Origin of the sequence: Pollutimonas thiosulfatoxidans, assembly GCF_004022565.1 — a bacterium.
Lineage (GTDB): Bacteria > Pseudomonadota > Gammaproteobacteria > Burkholderiales > Burkholderiaceae_B > Pusillimonas_D > Pusillimonas_D thiosulfatoxidans.
In genome coordinates this window covers 2585068-2601525 of record NZ_CP022987.1, presented here as the reverse complement: position 1 = coordinate 2601525, position 16458 = coordinate 2585068, and the positions used below count along the sequence as shown (strand labels likewise).

Sequence of the window (16458 nt, the reverse complement as noted above, 5' to 3'; positions counted from 1 at the left end):
ACATACTCCTACGTCGTCGGGTAGTGCGCGACCGGGCTCGTGGTGGGCCCGCTTGCTGGCGGATAACGCAGAGGAACTGCTTGCCTTGGTGTTCCTTGGCATCATTGGCTTTAGCATGGCTGCGCAGGTTCTATTGCGCACCGTTTTTCACGCACCGCTTAGCTGGCCAGAAGAGCTATCCCAGTTCCTGTTTGTTTGGGCCTCAGCCTTCGGCGCTATCGGTGCGGCCAAGCGTCTTGGACTAGTGAAGCTTGGTGTGGTTGCCGATAATTTGCCCGCGTCATTGCGGAAAATCTTCGATGTGTTGGTGCTGATTGCTATCTTGGCCCTTCTGGCCGTATTGGGCTGGAAAGGATGGCAACTTACTTTACGCACTTCATTTTCGGCAGCGACCTTGCCAATTACATGGGCGTGGGCTTACGCAGCGGCTCCTGCCGTCTCCATTTTGATGGCCCTTCGCCTGGTGCAACTGCAGTTGTTCAATTATCGGTTCATCTTTATTGAGACTGCCTTCGGACACAAGCCTGCGGTAACTGAGGTACTGGAGGCTGACAAATGATTATATCTACCATCGTCCTGCTAGTCGCCATGCTTATCGGCGTACCCATTGCATTTGCGATTGCGCTCTCCGCATTGGGTTATTTCATAACGGCAAATGCGAACCTCCTGGTGTTCCCCCAGCAGTTTATCGGTCAGCTAAGCAATATGCCGTTGATCGCGATCCCATTTTTCATTCTGGCTGGCGAGCTAATGAACTGCGGGGGTGTTACCCGGCGCATTTTCGCATTCGCGCTGGCTTGCGTGGGCCGGATTCCTGGCGGGCTGGGTCACACCAACGTGGTGGCAGGGATGATATTCGCCGGGATGTCCGGCTCTGCAGTGGCTGATCTGGCCAGCGTGGGCAAGATCGGAATGAAAGCTATGCGAGATAGCGATTATCCGGATGACCTAAGCATTGGTGTGATAACCACGACATCAACCATAGGACCGATCATCCCGCCCAGCATCAATATGGTGATTTTTGGCAGTATTGCCAACGTCCCCGTCGGTTTGTTGTTTCTCGGTGGAGTGATTCCCGGGGTTTTGACCGGCTTGATGATTATGGCCACGTTTGCGTTTCTGTTCTGGAGACGAAAGGTAAAGGTCAAGCCGGCTCCGCAGATCCCATTCTGGCGAACCTTCCGCGATGGCTTTTGGTCTTTGCTGACCCCTGTCGTGCTGCTGGGCGCCATGTTCAGTGGGCTGGCTACACCCACTGAAGCAGCCATACTGGCTACCGTCTATACATTACTCGTCGCCGGCCTTATCTACCGTGAACTGACTTGGGCCAATGTATTGGAAGCGATGGTCAGCACCGCCACGCTGTCGGGTGCCATCATGCTGATCATCGGGTTCGCGGCTCCGCTGGGCTACGTGATCTCGCGTGCTCAAGTCACCGACGGGCTTAGCGCGTTATTGATAGGTTCGTTTCAAGACCCCACGATGGTGATGTTCGCTGTAGCCGCCTTGCTGCTGGTTGTGGGGTGCTTCATGGAGGTGGCAGCAGCAATCATTCTGTTGACGCCAGTATTAGGCGTCGCCTTGATGGCGATAGGCATCGACCCCGTCTATATCGGCGTGATGATGGTCTATACGCTGGGTATCGGTCTCGTGACGCCACCGGTTGGGCTGTGCCTGTACGTGGGCAGTCAGGTTTCGGGTATTAAGCTCGAAAAGGTGATCGTTGCTGTTTGGCCGTTTCTCATTCCCCTTGTTATCACCATGTTGCTCATCATTGCGTTTCCGCAGTTGATTACATGGTTGCCGAACATGGCTTATTCAAACTAAATCGTATCAGGAGCAGACAATGAAAAACTTATATTCACGTTTCTCGCGTAGCCTCAAGGTTGGGACGCTTGCGCTGGCAATTGGGGCCGCGTCGTTAGGCGCCAACAGCGTAGCGGTAGCTCAAGAGGCATTGACTATACGTATTGGGCAAAACATCGCGGTCGGTACGCCCTTGGATCTTGGCGTCAAGCGCTTTGCACAATTAGTGGAAGAGCGGTCAGGCGGAAAAATCAAAGTGCGCGATTACCCCGCTGGCCAGCTTGGTAACGAGCAGCAAATGATCGAAGGCATGCAGATTGGCACGCTCGATATGGCCGCGATTACTGGTTCTACCTACGGTAACGTGCTGCCAGAAGCCAATGTCCTAGGAATGCTCTATGCATTCCGCGACCCGGAGCACATGCGAAAAGCGCTTGACGGCCCCGTGGGCGACCACTTGGCGGCAGCGCTACTGAAAAAGACAGACATTCACATAATGAGCTCGGCGTGGTACTACGGTACCCGTCAGTTGACCTCAAACAAGCCCATCAAGACGCCTGCGGATCTGGAGGGCGTTAAGTTGCGGGTGGTGCCGGTTCCGATTTTTGAAGCATATTGGCGCGCCATGGGTGCCACGCCAACGCCGGTCGACTTCAAGGATCTCTTTACCGCCCTGCAAACGCACGTTGTGGACGCACAAGAGAACCCCTTAGCCACCGCCAAGGGTGCTGGCGTTCAGTTGGTCAATAAATATCTCTCGCTGACCGATCATCTGGTTTCCAACGTGGTCGTTGGAATGAGTGATGATCTTCATCGACGCTTGAGCCCAGAGCAGTTGGACTTGATCAAGACTGCAGTGCGTGACGCTGGGGTTTACCAAGACCAGTTGGTGATCGAAAGCGAGAAAGCGCTTCTGGAAGAATTCAAGGCCGGTGGCGTGACGGTCATCAATCCCGACAAGGAAGCCTTCCGCGAGAAAGTAAAGGACGTACCAAACACCTTTGAAGGCGGCCTTCTTGCAGATATATACAAGCAAATCCAAGAAGTGAAGTAAAGCATGACATCACAGACTGACAAAGCCGGAGCGATACTCGTCACTGGCATTACGGGCTTAATTGGCGCCGAAGTAGCAAACCGGCTTGTCAGCCAAGGCTACGAAGTGGTGGGCATGGACCGGATCATTCCGCCGGGCCTGCCTTACCCGGTCATTACGCACGAATTGCCGGATGGACACCGCTGGCACGAAGTTATTGTGCGTTTTGGCATTAGCAGTATTGTTCACGCCGGCGGCGTATCGGGCCCGATGCTGCTCCGGGATGCGCCGGCACGCTTATGCGACATCAATCTGGTATCCCTGGTTGATCTGCTCGAGGCCGCGCGTATACATGGCGTGGGACGGCTGGTATGGTTTTCGTCGGTGATGGCCTACGGTAAGCGGGCCGACACACGCCCCGTCGACGAAGATGTTCCTCTTATCCCTACGACCGTTTATGGTGCGACCAAAGCGGCTGGCGAGGCGTTGATCAACGCCTATTTTGCCGAGCACGGCGTGGATGCAGTCGCATTGCGTGTGGCTTCTTGCTATGGCCCGGGCAGAACAACATCTTGTCTGATTCGAACTCTAGTGCAAGACGCCCTGGCGAACCGCGTCACCAAGATCCGGCAAGAGTCGGGTACCACCCGACAGCATATCTATGTTGACGATGTCGTGGACGGCATTTGTGCGGCATTGTTCTCGTCTTCATTAACCCAGCGCGCCTATAACATTGGGCCGGGCGTTGCACAAAGTCTGGACGAAATTGTCGGGGCGGTAAAAACCGCCGTGCCGTCCGCATCGATAGAGGTGGATCCTGACGGCATGGCATGGAATACGTTTCCGTTAGGTCCCCTGACGATTGACGCCGCCCGCCGCGACTTCGGTTTCAATCCTACTGTGTCTCTTGCAGATGGCGCCGCGCGCGTGCGCGATTCACTGCAACGTGGTTAATTCTTTAACCACTGCTCCAGAAACTGAACACATACGCGGACTTTCGCCGAGCTGCTAAGGCGCGAGGTGTACACCGCCCATACGTTGGCTTCCTGAGCATGATCGGGAAGCACACGTAGCAGTCGCCCGCTGTCCATGCTGGCTTGTACGTCCCAGATTGAGCGAAGCAAAATGCCATGGCCCTCTATCGCCCACTGGTGAGCGATCTCCCCGTTGTTGGTCGATAACGGTCCAGCGACGCGAACCGTTACCGGTCCATTAGGGCCGGTAACGCGCCACACACTGGATGTTTGATCGCGCTCGCGAATGACGATGCATTGATGGTTGGCCAGATCCGCGAGAGAGGTCGGGCTGCCATGCCTTTCGATATACTGCGGCGACGCCGTCAAGATCCGGTAGTTTGTGGCGATATGTTTGGCTATCAGGCTTGATTCGTTTACCGTCCCTACCCGAATATCCAAGTCAAATCCTTCACCGATCAAGTCAACCGGACGATCCAGCAGTTCCAGTTGTATCTCCATTGAGGGATATAGCGTTGCCAGCCGAGAAAGCGCAGGCCCGACCCGGTTGCGGCCAAAACCGGAACTCGTGCATATACGCAACAGACCGCGCGGAGTTGTCTTGGTGGTGAGAACCATCTCGGTCATCTGGTCCACGTCTTCCAATATCCGCTGCGACCACTCATAAATAGTAGTGCCGTCGTCAGTAACCGCCACTTTACGAGTGGTGCGATGCAACAGCTTGGTATTAAGTGACGACTCGAGAATGGCGATCCGTTTGCTTACATAAGCTGGCGATACTCCCAATTCCGTGGCGGTGGCTACGAAGCTGCGATTTTTGACCACAACGCAGAATAGGCGTAAGTCTTCCAATAGAGGCTGATTATTCATGCTGTGTGTCTTGTGATTTAACCAAACAGTGAATTGTATTTCATCTTGGGGATAGTAAGATCATCCCGTAGATCCAACAACCTGTTAAGAAGGTGAAAATGCGCAAGATTGCAGTGATATCCGGTGATGGTATCGGTAAAGAAGTAATGCCCGAAGGGCTCCGTATTGTGAAGGCGGCGGCCAAGAAATTTAATCTCGAACTGAGTTTCGAAGAGTTCCAATGGGCTGATTGCGACTACTACGCCAAGCATGGGCAGATGATGCCGGCGGATTGGTTCGAGCAATTGAAGGGCTTTGACGCCATTTACTTTGGGGCAGTGGGTTGGCCCGAGACGGTGCCTGACCATATCTCGCTATGGGGCTCACTGATTCAGTTCCGCAGAGGCTTTGACGAGTACGTGAACCTTCGCCCTGTACGCTTGATGGAAGGCGTGCCATGTCCGTTGGCCGGTCGCAAGCCTGGCGACATCGACTTCTATGTCGTGCGCGAGAACTCCGAAGGGGAGTACTCGGCAGTGGGCGGTATGGTGTTTGAAGGCACGGAAAACGAACTAGCATTGCAAGAGTCAGTCTTTTCACGGAAAGGGGTGGACCGCATCTTGAAGTATGCGTTCGAGTTGGCTCAAAGCCGGCCGAAGAAGCACCTGACATCCGCCACCAAATCCAACGGTATTTCGATAAGCATGCCGTATTGGGACAAACGCGTGGAGGCGATGGCGCCTGGCTTCCCCGACGTACGTTGGGATAAGTACCATATCGATATTCTGGCTGCACAGTTTGTATTGAACCCGCAACGCTTTGATGTTGTGGTGGCGTCCAATCTGTTTGGCGACATCTTGTCTGACTTGGGGCCGGCGTGCACCGGAACTATCGGCATCGCTCCGTCGGCCAACCTGAATCCTGAACGCAAATTTCCCTCGTTGTTCGAGCCCGTGCACGGTTCGGCGCCTGATATTTACGGCAAGAACATCGCCAACCCGATCGCGATGATTTGGTCGGGTGCAATGATGTTGGATTTCATAGGCAACGGAGATGCGTCATACTCGGCAGCGCATGACGAGATCGTCGCAGCGATTGAAACTGTGTTACGTGAACAGCGGGTGGTGACGCCGGATTTGGGTGGCTCTGCGAATACCACGGAAGTCGGCAAGGCTGTTGAAGCGGTATTGATGCGCTGACGGATTGGCGGCCCTTTACAAAACATCATCCGCAATCTTCGCTGCAATCGGCATGGCGCCGGTCGCCGCGGGCGAGGGCGCATTCAGTATGACTGTAATGCCGCCCATGCTCTTGACCAGGAAGTCGTCCACCAAGGTGCCATCGGGCCGCACGGCCTGTGCCCGGTTGGCGCTACGGTAGACGCCTAGGTCCTCAATGCGCAACGATGGGCAGTACTTGCGCACGGCGGCAAGATACACCGTTTTCGAAAGCGAACCCTTTAATTCATTCCAGGTGGGGCCTGGGTGCTTGGCAAGCATCTTCCATAAGCCAGGGTAGGTCAGCGCCGACATGGCATCGGTAGCATCCACGCTGAACCGATTGTATTTTTCGCGAGCCAGCGCTAGAACGGCGTTGGGTCCCACGGTAATCGATCCGTCGATCATGGGTGTCAGGTGCACGCCGAGAAAGGGCAGGGCGGGGTCTGGCACGGGATAGATGAGGTGATGCACGATGGTGTTCAAGCGGGAAGGCAAGACGAAGTATTCGCCCCGGAATGGCAAGATGCGTATGCCTGGGTCTATGCCCAGCATTCTTGCCACGCGGTCGGATGCCAGGCCAGAGCACGCAATAATGCGTCCGACAGACAGCGTCTCGGACCCAACAATGGCTTGGTAAGAGTCGCCAAGCTGCCTTACTGCTCGTACCTCCGCGTTGAACCGTACCACCCCACCTGCATTTTCCACATCCGCCAGCAGGGCGTTGGTGATGCCGGTGTAGTCGGTGATTGCTGTGGAGGGGATGCGCAAGGCGGCTTGTCCAGTGATGGCCGGCTCGAGCGCGCGCAACTCGGCCATGCTTAGCCGCTGCGTTGCTACCTCATTCTCTTGCCCGCGGACCTCCAGATTTGCCAAGCGGGCTTCTTCCTGATCGTTGGTTGCGACCAGCAGTTTGCCTCGCTCTTCATAACCTATGCCGCGCGCGGCGCAGAACGCCTTTGTTTGCGCCAGGCCTTCGCGGCAGTAGCGGGTTTTCAGGCTGCCGGGCGTGTAGTACACGCCAGAGTGGACCACACCGCTGTTGCGGCCTGTCTGATGCAGGGCAGCCCGCGCTTCTTTCTCGGCCACCAGCACGCGTGCTTGGGGTTTGCGCTTGATGATTTCCGCGGCCAGCGCGGCACCGACGATGCCTGCGCCGATTACAAGGTAGTCGTACTTCATTGTTTCCTTTACTGCGATAGCGTGATCTTCAGGCGCCCGCGCGGACGGCCTGCCAGCGCTTAAGCGATGGGTGCATGTGGTCGACGACCAGCTCTGCCAGCGCCTGCCTGTCTTGGCGTTCGATAGCGCCTATCATGGCGGCATGCTCGGAGATTGCGCGATTCAGCCATTGCTTGTCGGTGATGCCGTATGAGCGGATGGGGTTGCTTGCCTCGGTGTAAAACGCAATGGCCTTGGACAGCGTCTGGTTTCGACAGAGTTCGAAGATGGCTGAGTGGAACTCGTCATTCAGCTTATGGATAAGGCGCTGATCCGCCCCAACCGACGCCGCTGCCACGTACCGTACGTGTACTTCTTTCAGCTTGTTAAGTGCTGCGGGCTCGGCGGGTAGGGGCATGGTATTGACGGCTTCGCGTTGAAGCAGCGCCCGCATGCGGTACAACTCGTCCACTTCCGTTTCTGTAAAATCCTTCACGCGCGCCGACTTGGATCGTGGCTTGACCACAATGCTACGGGCGATAAGCTCTTGGATGGCCGCGCGTACAGCGTGACGCTTGGCGCCGAAGCGCGCCATCAGTGCGTCTTCGACGAGTTCTTGATGCGGTCGAAGACGGCCGAAGATGATGTCGGCTTCGAGTTCCTCTACCAACTTCTCGGTGGTAGGTGCCATGATGCTTTCCTGGTTCATCGGACGATGAGCTCCAATCTGGACGGTTCATCCCAGACCCACCCGCCGGGGCTGCGATAAAGCTCTGGAAAGTGGCCGGGCACAACAATATCGGCGTTGTCTGCAATCCACTGTAGGGTTTCGGTCGAGCGTTGCAGTGGGTCGAACTCGTTGGCGACTTTAAGGGTGGCCATCTCGCGGTAGGTCTTGCACGCGTCGCCGGCCAGCACGACGCGCTCGCCAGTACTCTTGGTGTAGTGCAACAAGTAGCCGCCCGGCGTGTGGCCCGGCGCAGCGCGATAATGCAGGCCGGGAAAGAGTTCGCCTTGCGTATCGTCCAGCAGCCGCAGATCTTGCTGGGCAAGATAGTGGTTCATGCCGACGCTGCAAAACACATCGCCCTCAGAGGGATTATGCGCGTAAGCCCACTCTGCAGCACTGACATAGATGGCGGCACCGGGGAACAGATCGACATTATTGACGTGGTCGAAATGCAGGTGAGAAAGGAAAACTGTTTTTATGTCGGATGGGGCCAGGCCGCGCTTCGCAAGGGCTTCGAGCAATAGCGAGCGGGTGGAGTGGTGCCCGGTATCGAACAAGATTGGCCCTTGATCTTCCACGACGACCAGCACGATGGCAGAGAACCCAAAGAACCCGCCTTTGAAGCTCAGACAATTCCCTTCCACCAAGGTGTCGTGTCGGATAGTCATTGTGGTTTTCCCCGTGAAAATATTATTGATAATAATATCAATAGATAACTTCTTGCGCTACTATAGCGGACCAGTTCGTCGCTATCCATTGTAAGTGTTTACTGCTTGTTGCGACCTACTATCGATAGTATTATTGATAATATATATTTGTTGCCAAACTACCGTATCCAGGAGGAAACATGAATTTTTACAAGACGATGGTGGCGGGTGCTGCGCTGGCGCTTTCCACGACAGCGGCACATGCCGCCTGGCAGATGGCCACGCCGTATCCCGAGTCAAACTTCCATACGCAAAACATTCAGCAGTTCGCCAAAGAGGTCGATGCAGCCACAGATGGCAAGGTACAAATTAATGTGCACGCTGCGGGCTCTTTGATCAAGCACCAAGAGATCAAGAATGCGGTACGGTCAAAGCAGATCGAAATTGGCGAGTTCATCATATCGAACCTGGCCAACGAGAACCCCATCTTTGCGTTGGACTCGGTCCCTTTCGTTGCCGTGTCGTTTGACGACTCCTGGAAAATGTACCAGGCATCCAAGCCAGCGCTTGAAGAAGAGCTGGGGCGCCAGAATCTAAAGGTGCTGTTCTCGGTGCCATGGCCCCCTCAGGGTCTGTACACTGACCGGGCGATTGAAAAGATCGAAGACTTGAAGGGCATCAAGATGCGGGCATACAGCCCGCAAACCGAGCGCCTGGCTCAGCTTGCCGGCACCGTTCCCACGCAAGTGGAAGTTCCTGACCTTGCGCAGGCGTTCACTACGGGCCGTGTAAACGCCATGATCACGTCCACCTCCACTGGCGTTAACACGACGGCATGGGACTACCTTAGCCACTTCTATGATGTGAAGGCGTTTCTGCCCAAGAACATCGTGGTGGTGAACCAGGGCGTGTTCGATGCGTTGGATGAGTCCACACAGAAGGCCTTGCTGGACGCTGCCGCCACGGCCGAGAAGCGCGGTTGGGAAATGGCCGAAGCCGATCACTCTGCGCAACGCAAGGTGCTGCAAGAGAAAGGCATTAAAGTCGGTGATGGCTCCGAGGCGCTTAACGCCGCTTTGCATGACATCGGCAAGACGATGGCCGCCGAGTGGGCTAAAGAATCCGGCGACCGGGGGCAAGCCGTCCTTAAGGCTTACCAGGCTCAGTAAGAAGCAACAAACTCCGGCGCGACTTTCGCGCCGGGTTCTTATTTAGCGGACGATCATGCGCATGCGTAAAGTTCTAGATGGTTTGTACCGATTTAGCGGCGGAATGGCCGCTTTGTCGCTTGTTGGAATAGTCGTGATCGTTTTTGGTCAGGTCGTGCTCAATGTTGTCGATTTCGTCGCACTGAGTCTGTTCAACAAAAGCTTCGGCTTGTTGATCCCTTCCTATGCGTCACTGTCTGGCTATGCGCTGGGCTTTGCCACTTTTCTATCGCTGGGTTTGGGCTTCCGGCAGACAACCCATATACGGGTCACGCTGCTCGAGTCAAAGCTTGCCGCGCCAGTCCGCCGCTCGACGCTGACGATCATCGCGCTTATAGGTGTCGTCATGGGGGCGTTATTTACGTATGGCTTAGGACAGCTTGCCTATCAGTCGCTGATGTGGGGAGACCGCGCGTCCGGCCTGCTTCGGGTGCCATTATGGATCCCCCAGGCCGTGCTCTGTGTGGGGGCCGGCGTTTTCCTTATTGCTGCAATCGATACCTTGGTCGACATGCTGCGCCAGGGTCGCAGTGAAGCGCTACGCATAGAAAGTGCAGCCGAGGAGGCGCTGTAATGTCAGACGCCGTAATGTCTTTTATTTTTGTCGCCGTACTGATCGGTAGCCTGGCACTGGGCCTTTGGGTTTCGATTGCGCTGTTTGTCACCGGCCTGGTTGGCATCGTGCTGTTTTCCAATGCGCCGCTGCTTAGCGTGCTGGCAACCAATATGTGGAGCACTTCGGCGGAATGGTCTTTGGCCGCCTTGCCCTTGTTTATCTGGATGGGCGAAATCCTGTTTCGCTCGCGCATGTCCAAAGACCTGTTCTCGGGCTTGGCGCCCTGGATGCGCTCCTTGCCAGGCGGCCTTGGGCATGTCGGCGTCCTGGCATCGGGGCTATTCGCCGCTGTCAGCGGCTCGTCGGCTGCGACCTGCGCGACGGTAGCCAAAGTCGCCGTACCCGAGCTCAAGGCGCGCGGCTACGACGAGAAGCTTATCCTTGGTACGGTTGCTGGTTCGGCCACCTTGGGACTGCTTATCCCACCGTCCATCATTCTGATTGTGTATGGCGTGGCGGCCGAACTCTCCATCGCCCGGCTGTTTATTGCCGGCGTATTGCCGGGCGTTATGGTTATCGGCCTGTTCATGGGCTATGTGGCCATCTGGTCTGCCAAGAACCGCGACAAAGTGCCGCCGAAAGATCCGCCCGTCAGTTTTGTTCAGAAGCTCAAAGCGACTCGAACGCTGCTGCCTGTTGCCTTGTTGATAATCGGCGTGGTGGGGTCCATCTACCTGGGCTTGGCAAGCCCCACAGATTCTGCGGCTGTGGGCGTGGTGATTGCGCTCTTGCTTAGCTGGCTGTTTGGGGATCTTAATTGGAAGACCTTTAAAGAGGGCCTGATTTCCGCCACGCTATCGTCGTCCATGATTGCCTTCATCCTGGCTGGTTCGGCCTTCCTGACGATTGCCATGGGCTATGCCAATTTGCCGGCGAACATTGCGCGCTGGATAAGCGACATGGGCATAAGCACATACGGCCTGCTGGCCGTCCTTACCGTGTTTTTCATCGTGATGGGGTGTTTCCTGGATGGCATCTCCATCGTCGTGTTGACCACGGCGGTCTTGCTACCGGCCGTTCAGGCTGCCGGCATAGATCCAATCTGGTTCGGTATTTATCTGGTGTTGGTTGTCGAAATGGGGCAACTAACGCCGCCTGTGGGCCTTAACCTGTTCGTGCTGCAAGGCATGACGGGGCGCGATATTGTCTTTATTTCCAAGGCGGCATTTCCCTTCTTTGCGCTGCTGATCGTGGCGGTGGTCCTGGTGGTGCTTTTTCCCAAGATTGTGCTGGTGCTACCAGAGATGATGTACGGTTAACCGAGCACAATCTTGCCCAGATGGCGGTCGGATTCCATATGGGCGATGGCGGCGGGCAACTCCTGGAAGGGGTAAGTGCGGTCGATAACGGGTCGCAACTGCCCGCTGGCGAACAGCGGCAGGATATCGGCGGTAAAGCGCTGAACCAGTGCGGCGCGCTCTGCCGCGCTGCGCAGCTTGTTCGATACACCAAAAAGCACCAGTCGTTTGGCGTGCAGCAGGCCGATGTCTATGTTGCTACTTAGTTGGCCGTCCAAGTAGCCGACCGTGGCGAATCGGCCCTCGTAGGCCATGGACCGCATGCACTCGGCGAATACCGAGCCGCCCACATTGTTAACGACCAGGTTGGCGCCTTTATCTTGCGTGGCTTGCATGACGGCGTCGCAAAAGTCAGGGCTGCGCGTCTGTATGCCGACATCCAGGCCGAGTGCTTTCAGGCGCGCCAGCTTTTCCGCGGAGCTCGATGTGCCGGCCACGCGTGCCTTCAAGGCCTTGGCCAGTTGCAGGCAAGCAACGCCAACGCCCGACGAAGCGCCCGTGATCAATAGCCATTCGTCGGCCTGCAGTTTTCCTTGTACTACCAGCATGTCGTAAGCCACCAGATAGGCAAGGGGAATCGCTGCGGCTTCCTGCCAGGAAAGGCCGTCAGGAATCAGCATGGCTTCCGCGGCATCCATCAAGGCGTATTCGGCAAAGGCACCGTAGCATCTGCCCATGACGCGGTCGCCCACTTTTACGTTGCTGACGTCGGCGGCGAGCTCAATGACTTCGCCTGCGCCCTCGCCACCTAGCGGTTTGGGGCGCGACGCGGCCCCGGTGGACGCATGGGCTGCGATCAGTTCGCCGCGATTCAGGCCTGCGGCATGCAGGCGCAGCAAGACCTGGCCGGAGCCGGGGACCGGCCGCCCGATGTCCTGCAGGTGAAGTTTGGCTTGCCCATTTGCTGACTCGATCGAATATGACTGCATGGAAGTCCTTGTGATTGTCCAAGAATATTAAATGATTCTCCCCGAGAGGAACGCGGAAAGGCGGGTTCGTGGTTCTGCAGCGCGGAACTATAGTCCCGCCTGGCGGAACTCTTCTGGCCCCGCAAAGCTTTAGGGATCTTCTGTCTTATAGACTCCGCTCCTATCGTGGCTTTCAAGAAGACCGCGAAGCTATGGAGCAGGAGACAAGCAATGAGTAATCCCGATGTATTGCCCCACGCGTGGAGCAGAACGCTTTGGCGAGACCTCGTCGATGGTGACTTCCTTGACGGGCTGCGTGATGCCGTCGCGCAGGACGTTCTGCCTTTCGCCGATGAGATCGACCGCCAGGATATCTATCCGGTCGAGTCCATCAAGCGTCTTGCTCGTAAGGGTTATACAGCACTGACGCTTGCCGAAAAATGGGGCGGTCAGGACGCCAGCTTCTTGCGGTGCGCGGCCGTGTTCGAAGAGGCTTCATACGCGAGCGCGGCTGTGGGCATCAGCCTGATTACCATTCTTCAGGCGCAGACTCTAATCAAGCTTTTTGGCACCGCCTCGCTCCAGGAAAAAGTCTTGCCGCAATTCGGTGAAGGCCTTATTACCTCCTACGCATTGACCGAAGCGAATCACGGGAGCGACATTCGTTCGCTGGATACCAAAGCCCTCAAAACTCCAACTGGTTGGCGCCTGAATGGGCGCAAGTCTTTCATTACATCGGGCTCTGCCGCAGAAGCGTACATTGTTCTGGCCGAGACCAGTGCAGGGGTGTCGACCTTCTTTGTCCGCCACGACATGCCCGGGATCTCAAACGAAACGGGGCCCAACGCCAGTACTTTTGGCCTACGTAACGGCCCTCATGTGGACCTGATATTGGATGACGTCGAACTGCCGGACGATCACCTGATAGGGATAGAGGGTAAAGGTGTTCGCAACGCTGTCACGACACTGGATTTCTCGCGGACAGTCGCAGGTGCCATCAGTATAGGAATAGCACGAGCCGCGTTTGACCGGGCCCTGGCGTTTGCTTCGAATCGCTTGGCATTCGACAAGCATGTTATCGATTTCCAGGGGATTCAGTGGTACTTCGCTGACATGATGGCGGAGATAGACGCCGCCCGCTTACTTGTCTATGAGGCATGTGGAGCGTTGGACCGCCATGAGGAAATCGCCCGCTACTCCAGCGAGGCCAAGCTGTTGGCAAGCAGGGTGGCAACCCGGACAGCCGAGCAGGCCATTCAGATATGTGGCGCCTATGGTGTAACGGAAAGCGCGCCATTTGGCCGCTATTTGCGGGATGCGAAGGCCTACGAAATTGCCGGTGGTTCATCTGAAATTCTAAAAAATACGATTGGTCGCCATCTTTCCAAGTTCGGCGAGAGTTTACGGATTGCTCAGAAGTGATTACAGATCGCCTTTACTTACATGCTGAGCGGCAAGCGGAAAAGACCTTCGTCGTCTACGGCACTACTGCAATCTCCTACGGAGACATGGCTTTACTAGTCTCCGAGTTTGCGGAGAAACTGCATGCCAGAGGTGTCGCGCCAGGCAGCCATGTCGCGCTGCTATGCGGCAACCGGCCGGAGTTCCTGGTGGCGTGGTTTGCCATTAACGAGCTTGGTGCAGTGGCAGTACCGCTGAACGTGAGTCTCGTGGGCGAAGGCTTGCGCTATACCCTAAGCCAAAGCGCAGCGAGCGTCCTTTTAGTGGACCCCGAGCTATACGCGGAGAAACGTGACACTATCGACGCCCTTGAAACGCCTATCCCGAAAATCATGATTGAGCCGGGCATGTTGGAGCTTCCATCCACACAGAGGTCCAGATGGAAGCAAGCTGGCGAAGTTGATCCGCTGATGGCCAGCGCCATACTTTACACGTCGGGGACCACAGGACTGCCCAAAGGTGTGGTCCTTCCCCATAGGGCTTATGATGCGGCCGGAATCGACATGGCAGAAGCACTGGGTGTAACGGCCGACGACCGCATCATGGTGTTTTTGCCTCTGTTCCATGCGAACCCGCAGATGTACGCAGTTATGTCGGCCCTGCAAGCGGGTGCCACGCTAATTCTCATCCCGCAGTTTTCGGCAAGCCGCTTCTTTGAGGACGCACGCCTTTACAAAGCTACGGGTTTCACCTTTGTGGGGACCGTGCTCTCTATCCTGGTAAAGCGGCACGCCGGAGCGCAGCACGAACATGGCCTGAAGTGGTGCGTAGGCGGGGGCGCGCCAGAGCGGGTCTGGCGGGACGTGCAAAGCCGATTTGGCGTTCGCGTACATGAGCTATATGGCATGACCGAGACGGGCGGTTGGGTCACTATGAATACCAATGAAGGCACGCGGATCGGATCGGTAGGGCCGCCGCGTAACGGCGTGAAAATCTCGATTCGCTCCGAGACGGGACAGCCGTTGACGGTTAGAGAAAAGGGCGAGATCACGGCCCAGGCTGCGCAGGAAGGCATCTTTTTCTCTAAGTACTGGAACAATCCCGAAGCCACTTCGGCGGTATTGAAGGATGGCTGGCTATACACCGGTGACCGCGGTTGGCTGGATGAAGACGGCTACTTGTACTTTGATGGCAGAGTGAAAGAGCTGATTCGTCGCGGAGGTGAAATGATCGCCCCGACGGAAATCGAGCAACAGCTACTCAAACATGAAGGTGTGAAAGACTGCGCAGTCGTTGGCGTTCCCGACGACATCATGGGAGAAGAGGTGAAAGTCTTTGTGGTGACCGATCGCGAGATCGATCCCCAGGCCTTGAAATCCTTCCTGACTGACCGGATCCCCGCTTATATGATTCCGCGTTTCTTTTCTTTTGTAGAAGGTATTCCCAAGACCGAGACGCAAAAGATCAAAAGGCACGATCTGCATTTCCTTACATCGCACACGATAGATACGATATCCAACGCATAAGTATTTTCACAACCAGGAGACGATGATATGTACAAGAAACTGACAGCCCTGCTCATAGCAACGAGCTTCTGCGCCTCGGTGGCTATGGCCGCCGATACACAGAAGTTAACTATCCAAACGATCTATCAAACCGGAGACGTCAACCATCGGGCGATAGAGCGCTTCGCTGCAAATGTAAAAAGCGCTTCGGCCGGAAGGCTGGAAATCGATCTTCGCACCATCGGCAGCGTTGTCGGCTACACAGAGACGGTTGATGCGGTGGCAGCAGGGGTTCTTGATGGGCACATTGCCTTCCCAGGCTATTTTTCGGGAACTGAACCCGGGTTAGGCGCTATCGCCGATCTTCCCAGCGGCTACGACAATCCATACCAAGCCCAGATGATGATGGAATACGGCGGTGGCCTGGAATTACTGCGCGAGATGTACGCCACTCTTGGTATGTATACGGTGGGGGCGTTGTGGTCGGGCGTAGAGTCCATGCCAGTCGCCAAGGAAGTCATGAAAGTGGACGACTTGAAGGGTGTAAAGATACGGGCGCCTCAGGGCATGGCATCTATTCTGTTCGAGAAGGTTGGCGCCAGCGTGGTCAACCTCCCGGGCAGCGAGGTCTATGGCGCGTTTGAGAAGGGAGTTATTGATGCGACTGATTGGGGCACACTGGCAATGAACGAAGATGCGGGGTTACACGGTGTCGCTACCGGCTTTATTCACCCTGGCATTCACTCCATGCCTTTGATTGACTTCTCTATCTCGTTGGATCGCTGGAAGAAACTATCGCCAGACTTGCAGACCATCCTGACGATGGCCACGCGCGATCTGTCTCGCGACATGATACAGAGCAACGCAGTGCGCGATGCGAAGACATTGCAGTCGTTGGCTGCCAAATCTGTGCCTCAGTATGACTGGCCGGTTGAAGAGCGCCAGGCGTTCCGAAAGACTGCCAGCGAGGTGTGGGCTTCATATGCTGAGAAAAGCGACTACGCCAAGAAGGCGATCGACTTGCAGATCTCGTTCCTGAAGGAACAGGGCTATATGCAGTAAGCGTGGCGGCACGGCTCTGCTCATAGAAGTCCGTGCCGAATTA

General features: G+C 56.0%; 16 protein-coding genes. 11 read left to right on the top strand and 5 right to left on the bottom strand.

Annotation, left to right across the window (positions count from 1 at the left end):
• The first annotated feature begins 52 nt into the window (after positions 1-52).
• From CKA81_RS12655 to CKA81_RS12640, 4 genes are read left to right on the top strand one after another with little or no spacing between them, the layout of a single operon-like run.
• Positions 53-559, top strand: coding sequence for a TRAP transporter small permease (locus CKA81_RS12655; RefSeq protein ID WP_164878395.1), 507 nt, complete (start codon positions 53-55; stop codon positions 557-559).
• Entirely contained in the window at positions 556-1827 is a 1272-nt protein-coding gene (locus CKA81_RS12650) for a TRAP transporter large permease (RefSeq protein WP_128355587.1), read from the top strand. Before CKA81_RS12655 ends, CKA81_RS12650 begins: the two co-directional genes overlap by 4 nt.
• Before the next feature lie 19 nt (positions 1828-1846).
• On the top strand, positions 1847-2860 hold the full coding sequence (locus CKA81_RS12645) for a DctP family TRAP transporter solute-binding subunit (RefSeq protein WP_128355586.1): 1014 nt from the start codon (positions 1847-1849) through the stop codon (positions 2858-2860).
• Positions 2861-2863: 3 nt separating this feature from the next.
• On the top strand, positions 2864-3793 hold the full coding sequence (locus tag CKA81_RS12640) for an NAD-dependent epimerase/dehydratase family protein (protein WP_128355585.1): 930 nt from the start codon (positions 2864-2866) through the stop codon (positions 3791-3793).
• On the opposite strand, the gene CKA81_RS12635 is transcribed toward CKA81_RS12640, so the two are convergent.
• A complete protein-coding gene (locus CKA81_RS12635; RefSeq protein WP_128355584.1) occupies positions 3790-4683 on the bottom strand; it encodes a LysR substrate-binding domain-containing protein in 894 nt (297 codons plus the stop codon). The two genes, CKA81_RS12640 and CKA81_RS12635, sit on opposite strands and share 4 nt — an antisense overlap.
• A gap of 98 nt (positions 4684-4781) precedes the next feature.
• Here CKA81_RS12635 and CKA81_RS12630 point away from each other — a divergent pair, with 98 nt between their 5' ends.
• Entirely contained in the window at positions 4782-5861 is a 1080-nt protein-coding gene (locus tag CKA81_RS12630) for a tartrate dehydrogenase (RefSeq protein ID WP_199287542.1), read from the top strand.
• Between the two features lie 15 nt (positions 5862-5876).
• Here the strand turns inward: CKA81_RS12630 and lhgO are convergent, their stop codons facing one another.
• Genes lhgO through CKA81_RS12615 form a run of 3 tightly spaced genes read right to left on the bottom strand, consistent with a single transcriptional unit; the run spans position 5877 to position 8438 of the window.
• Complete coding sequence (gene lhgO / locus CKA81_RS12625; protein ID WP_128355582.1) at positions 5877-7061, bottom strand: L-2-hydroxyglutarate oxidase; 1185 nt, start codon at positions 7059-7061, stop codon at positions 5877-5879.
• A 28-nt stretch (positions 7062-7089) separates the two neighbouring features.
• Positions 7090-7731 (bottom strand): GntR family transcriptional regulator, encoded by a 642-nt coding sequence (locus tag CKA81_RS12620; RefSeq protein ID WP_164878394.1) that lies wholly within the window; start codon positions 7729-7731, stop codon positions 7090-7092.
• A gap of 14 nt (positions 7732-7745) precedes the next feature.
• Positions 7746-8438 (bottom strand): MBL fold metallo-hydrolase, encoded by a 693-nt coding sequence (locus CKA81_RS12615; protein WP_128355580.1) that lies wholly within the window; start codon positions 8436-8438, stop codon positions 7746-7748.
• 179 nt (positions 8439-8617) lie between these two features.
• Here CKA81_RS12615 and CKA81_RS12610 point away from each other — a divergent pair, with 179 nt between their 5' ends.
• The 3 genes from CKA81_RS12610 to CKA81_RS12600 all read left to right on the top strand — a co-directional run bounded on the left by CKA81_RS12610 (position 8618) and on the right by CKA81_RS12600 (position 11500).
• The gene (locus CKA81_RS12610; protein WP_128355579.1) at positions 8618-9586 is read left to right on the top strand and encodes a TRAP transporter substrate-binding protein; all 969 of its coding nucleotides are present in this window, start codon (positions 8618-8620) and stop codon (positions 9584-9586) included.
• Positions 9587-9647: 61 nt separating this feature from the next.
• Entirely contained in the window at positions 9648-10199 is a 552-nt protein-coding gene (locus CKA81_RS12605; RefSeq protein WP_128355578.1) for a TRAP transporter small permease, read from the top strand.
• On the top strand, positions 10199-11500 hold the full coding sequence (locus CKA81_RS12600) for a TRAP transporter large permease (protein WP_128355577.1): 1302 nt from the start codon (positions 10199-10201) through the stop codon (positions 11498-11500). The genes CKA81_RS12605 and CKA81_RS12600 overlap by 1 nt, the downstream gene beginning before the upstream one ends.
• Here CKA81_RS12600 and CKA81_RS12595 read toward each other — a convergent pair.
• Positions 11497-12468 (bottom strand): zinc-binding dehydrogenase, encoded by a 972-nt coding sequence (locus tag CKA81_RS12595; RefSeq protein ID WP_128355576.1) that lies wholly within the window; start codon positions 12466-12468, stop codon positions 11497-11499. The two genes, CKA81_RS12600 and CKA81_RS12595, sit on opposite strands and share 4 nt — an antisense overlap.
• A gap of 210 nt (positions 12469-12678) precedes the next feature.
• Between CKA81_RS12595 and CKA81_RS12590 the strand changes: the two genes are divergently transcribed.
• From CKA81_RS12590 to dctP, 3 genes are read left to right on the top strand one after another with little or no spacing between them, the layout of a single operon-like run.
• Positions 12679-13869, top strand: a complete 1191-nt coding sequence (locus CKA81_RS12590; RefSeq protein ID WP_128355575.1) for an acyl-CoA dehydrogenase family protein — start codon at positions 12679-12681, stop codon at positions 13867-13869.
• Entirely contained in the window at positions 13866-15374 is a 1509-nt protein-coding gene (locus CKA81_RS12585) for a class I adenylate-forming enzyme family protein (protein ID WP_128355574.1), read from the top strand. Before CKA81_RS12590 ends, CKA81_RS12585 begins: the two co-directional genes overlap by 4 nt.
• A gap of 27 nt (positions 15375-15401) precedes the next feature.
• Positions 15402-16415, top strand: a complete 1014-nt coding sequence (gene dctP, locus CKA81_RS12580) for a TRAP transporter substrate-binding protein DctP (RefSeq protein ID WP_128355573.1) — start codon at positions 15402-15404, stop codon at positions 16413-16415.
• Positions 16416-16458: the final 43 nt, after the last annotated feature.

Coding starts and splice junctions, on each gene's coding strand:
- CKA81_RS12635 (WP_128355584.1), bottom strand. CDS start 4,683: ATGAATAATCAGCCTCTATTGGAAGACTTACGCCTATTCTGCGTTGTG.
- CKA81_RS12640 (WP_128355585.1), top strand. CDS start 2,864: ATGACATCACAGACTGACAAAGCCGGAGCGATACTCGTCACTGGCATT.
- dctP (WP_128355573.1), top strand. CDS start 15,402: ATGTACAAGAAACTGACAGCCCTGCTCATAGCAACGAGCTTCTGCGCC.
- CKA81_RS12615 (WP_128355580.1), bottom strand. CDS start 8,438: ATGACTATCCGACACGACACCTTGGTGGAAGGGAATTGTCTGAGCTTC.
- CKA81_RS12605 (WP_128355578.1), top strand. CDS start 9,648: ATGCGTAAAGTTCTAGATGGTTTGTACCGATTTAGCGGCGGAATGGCC.
- lhgO (WP_128355582.1), bottom strand. CDS start 7,061: ATGAAGTACGACTACCTTGTAATCGGCGCAGGCATCGTCGGTGCCGCG.
- CKA81_RS12630 (WP_199287542.1), top strand. CDS start 4,782: ATGCGCAAGATTGCAGTGATATCCGGTGATGGTATCGGTAAAGAAGTA.
- CKA81_RS12595 (WP_128355576.1), bottom strand. CDS start 12,468: ATGCAGTCATATTCGATCGAGTCAGCAAATGGGCAAGCCAAACTTCAC.
- CKA81_RS12600 (WP_128355577.1), top strand. CDS start 10,199: ATGTCAGACGCCGTAATGTCTTTTATTTTTGTCGCCGTACTGATCGGT.
- CKA81_RS12650 (WP_128355587.1), top strand. CDS start 556: ATGATTATATCTACCATCGTCCTGCTAGTCGCCATGCTTATCGGCGTA.
- CKA81_RS12590 (WP_128355575.1), top strand. CDS start 12,679: ATGAGTAATCCCGATGTATTGCCCCACGCGTGGAGCAGAACGCTTTGG.
- CKA81_RS12610 (WP_128355579.1), top strand. CDS start 8,618: ATGAATTTTTACAAGACGATGGTGGCGGGTGCTGCGCTGGCGCTTTCC.
- CKA81_RS12645 (WP_128355586.1), top strand. CDS start 1,847: ATGAAAAACTTATATTCACGTTTCTCGCGTAGCCTCAAGGTTGGGACG.
- CKA81_RS12620 (WP_164878394.1), bottom strand. CDS start 7,731: ATGGCACCTACCACCGAGAAGTTGGTAGAGGAACTCGAAGCCGACATC.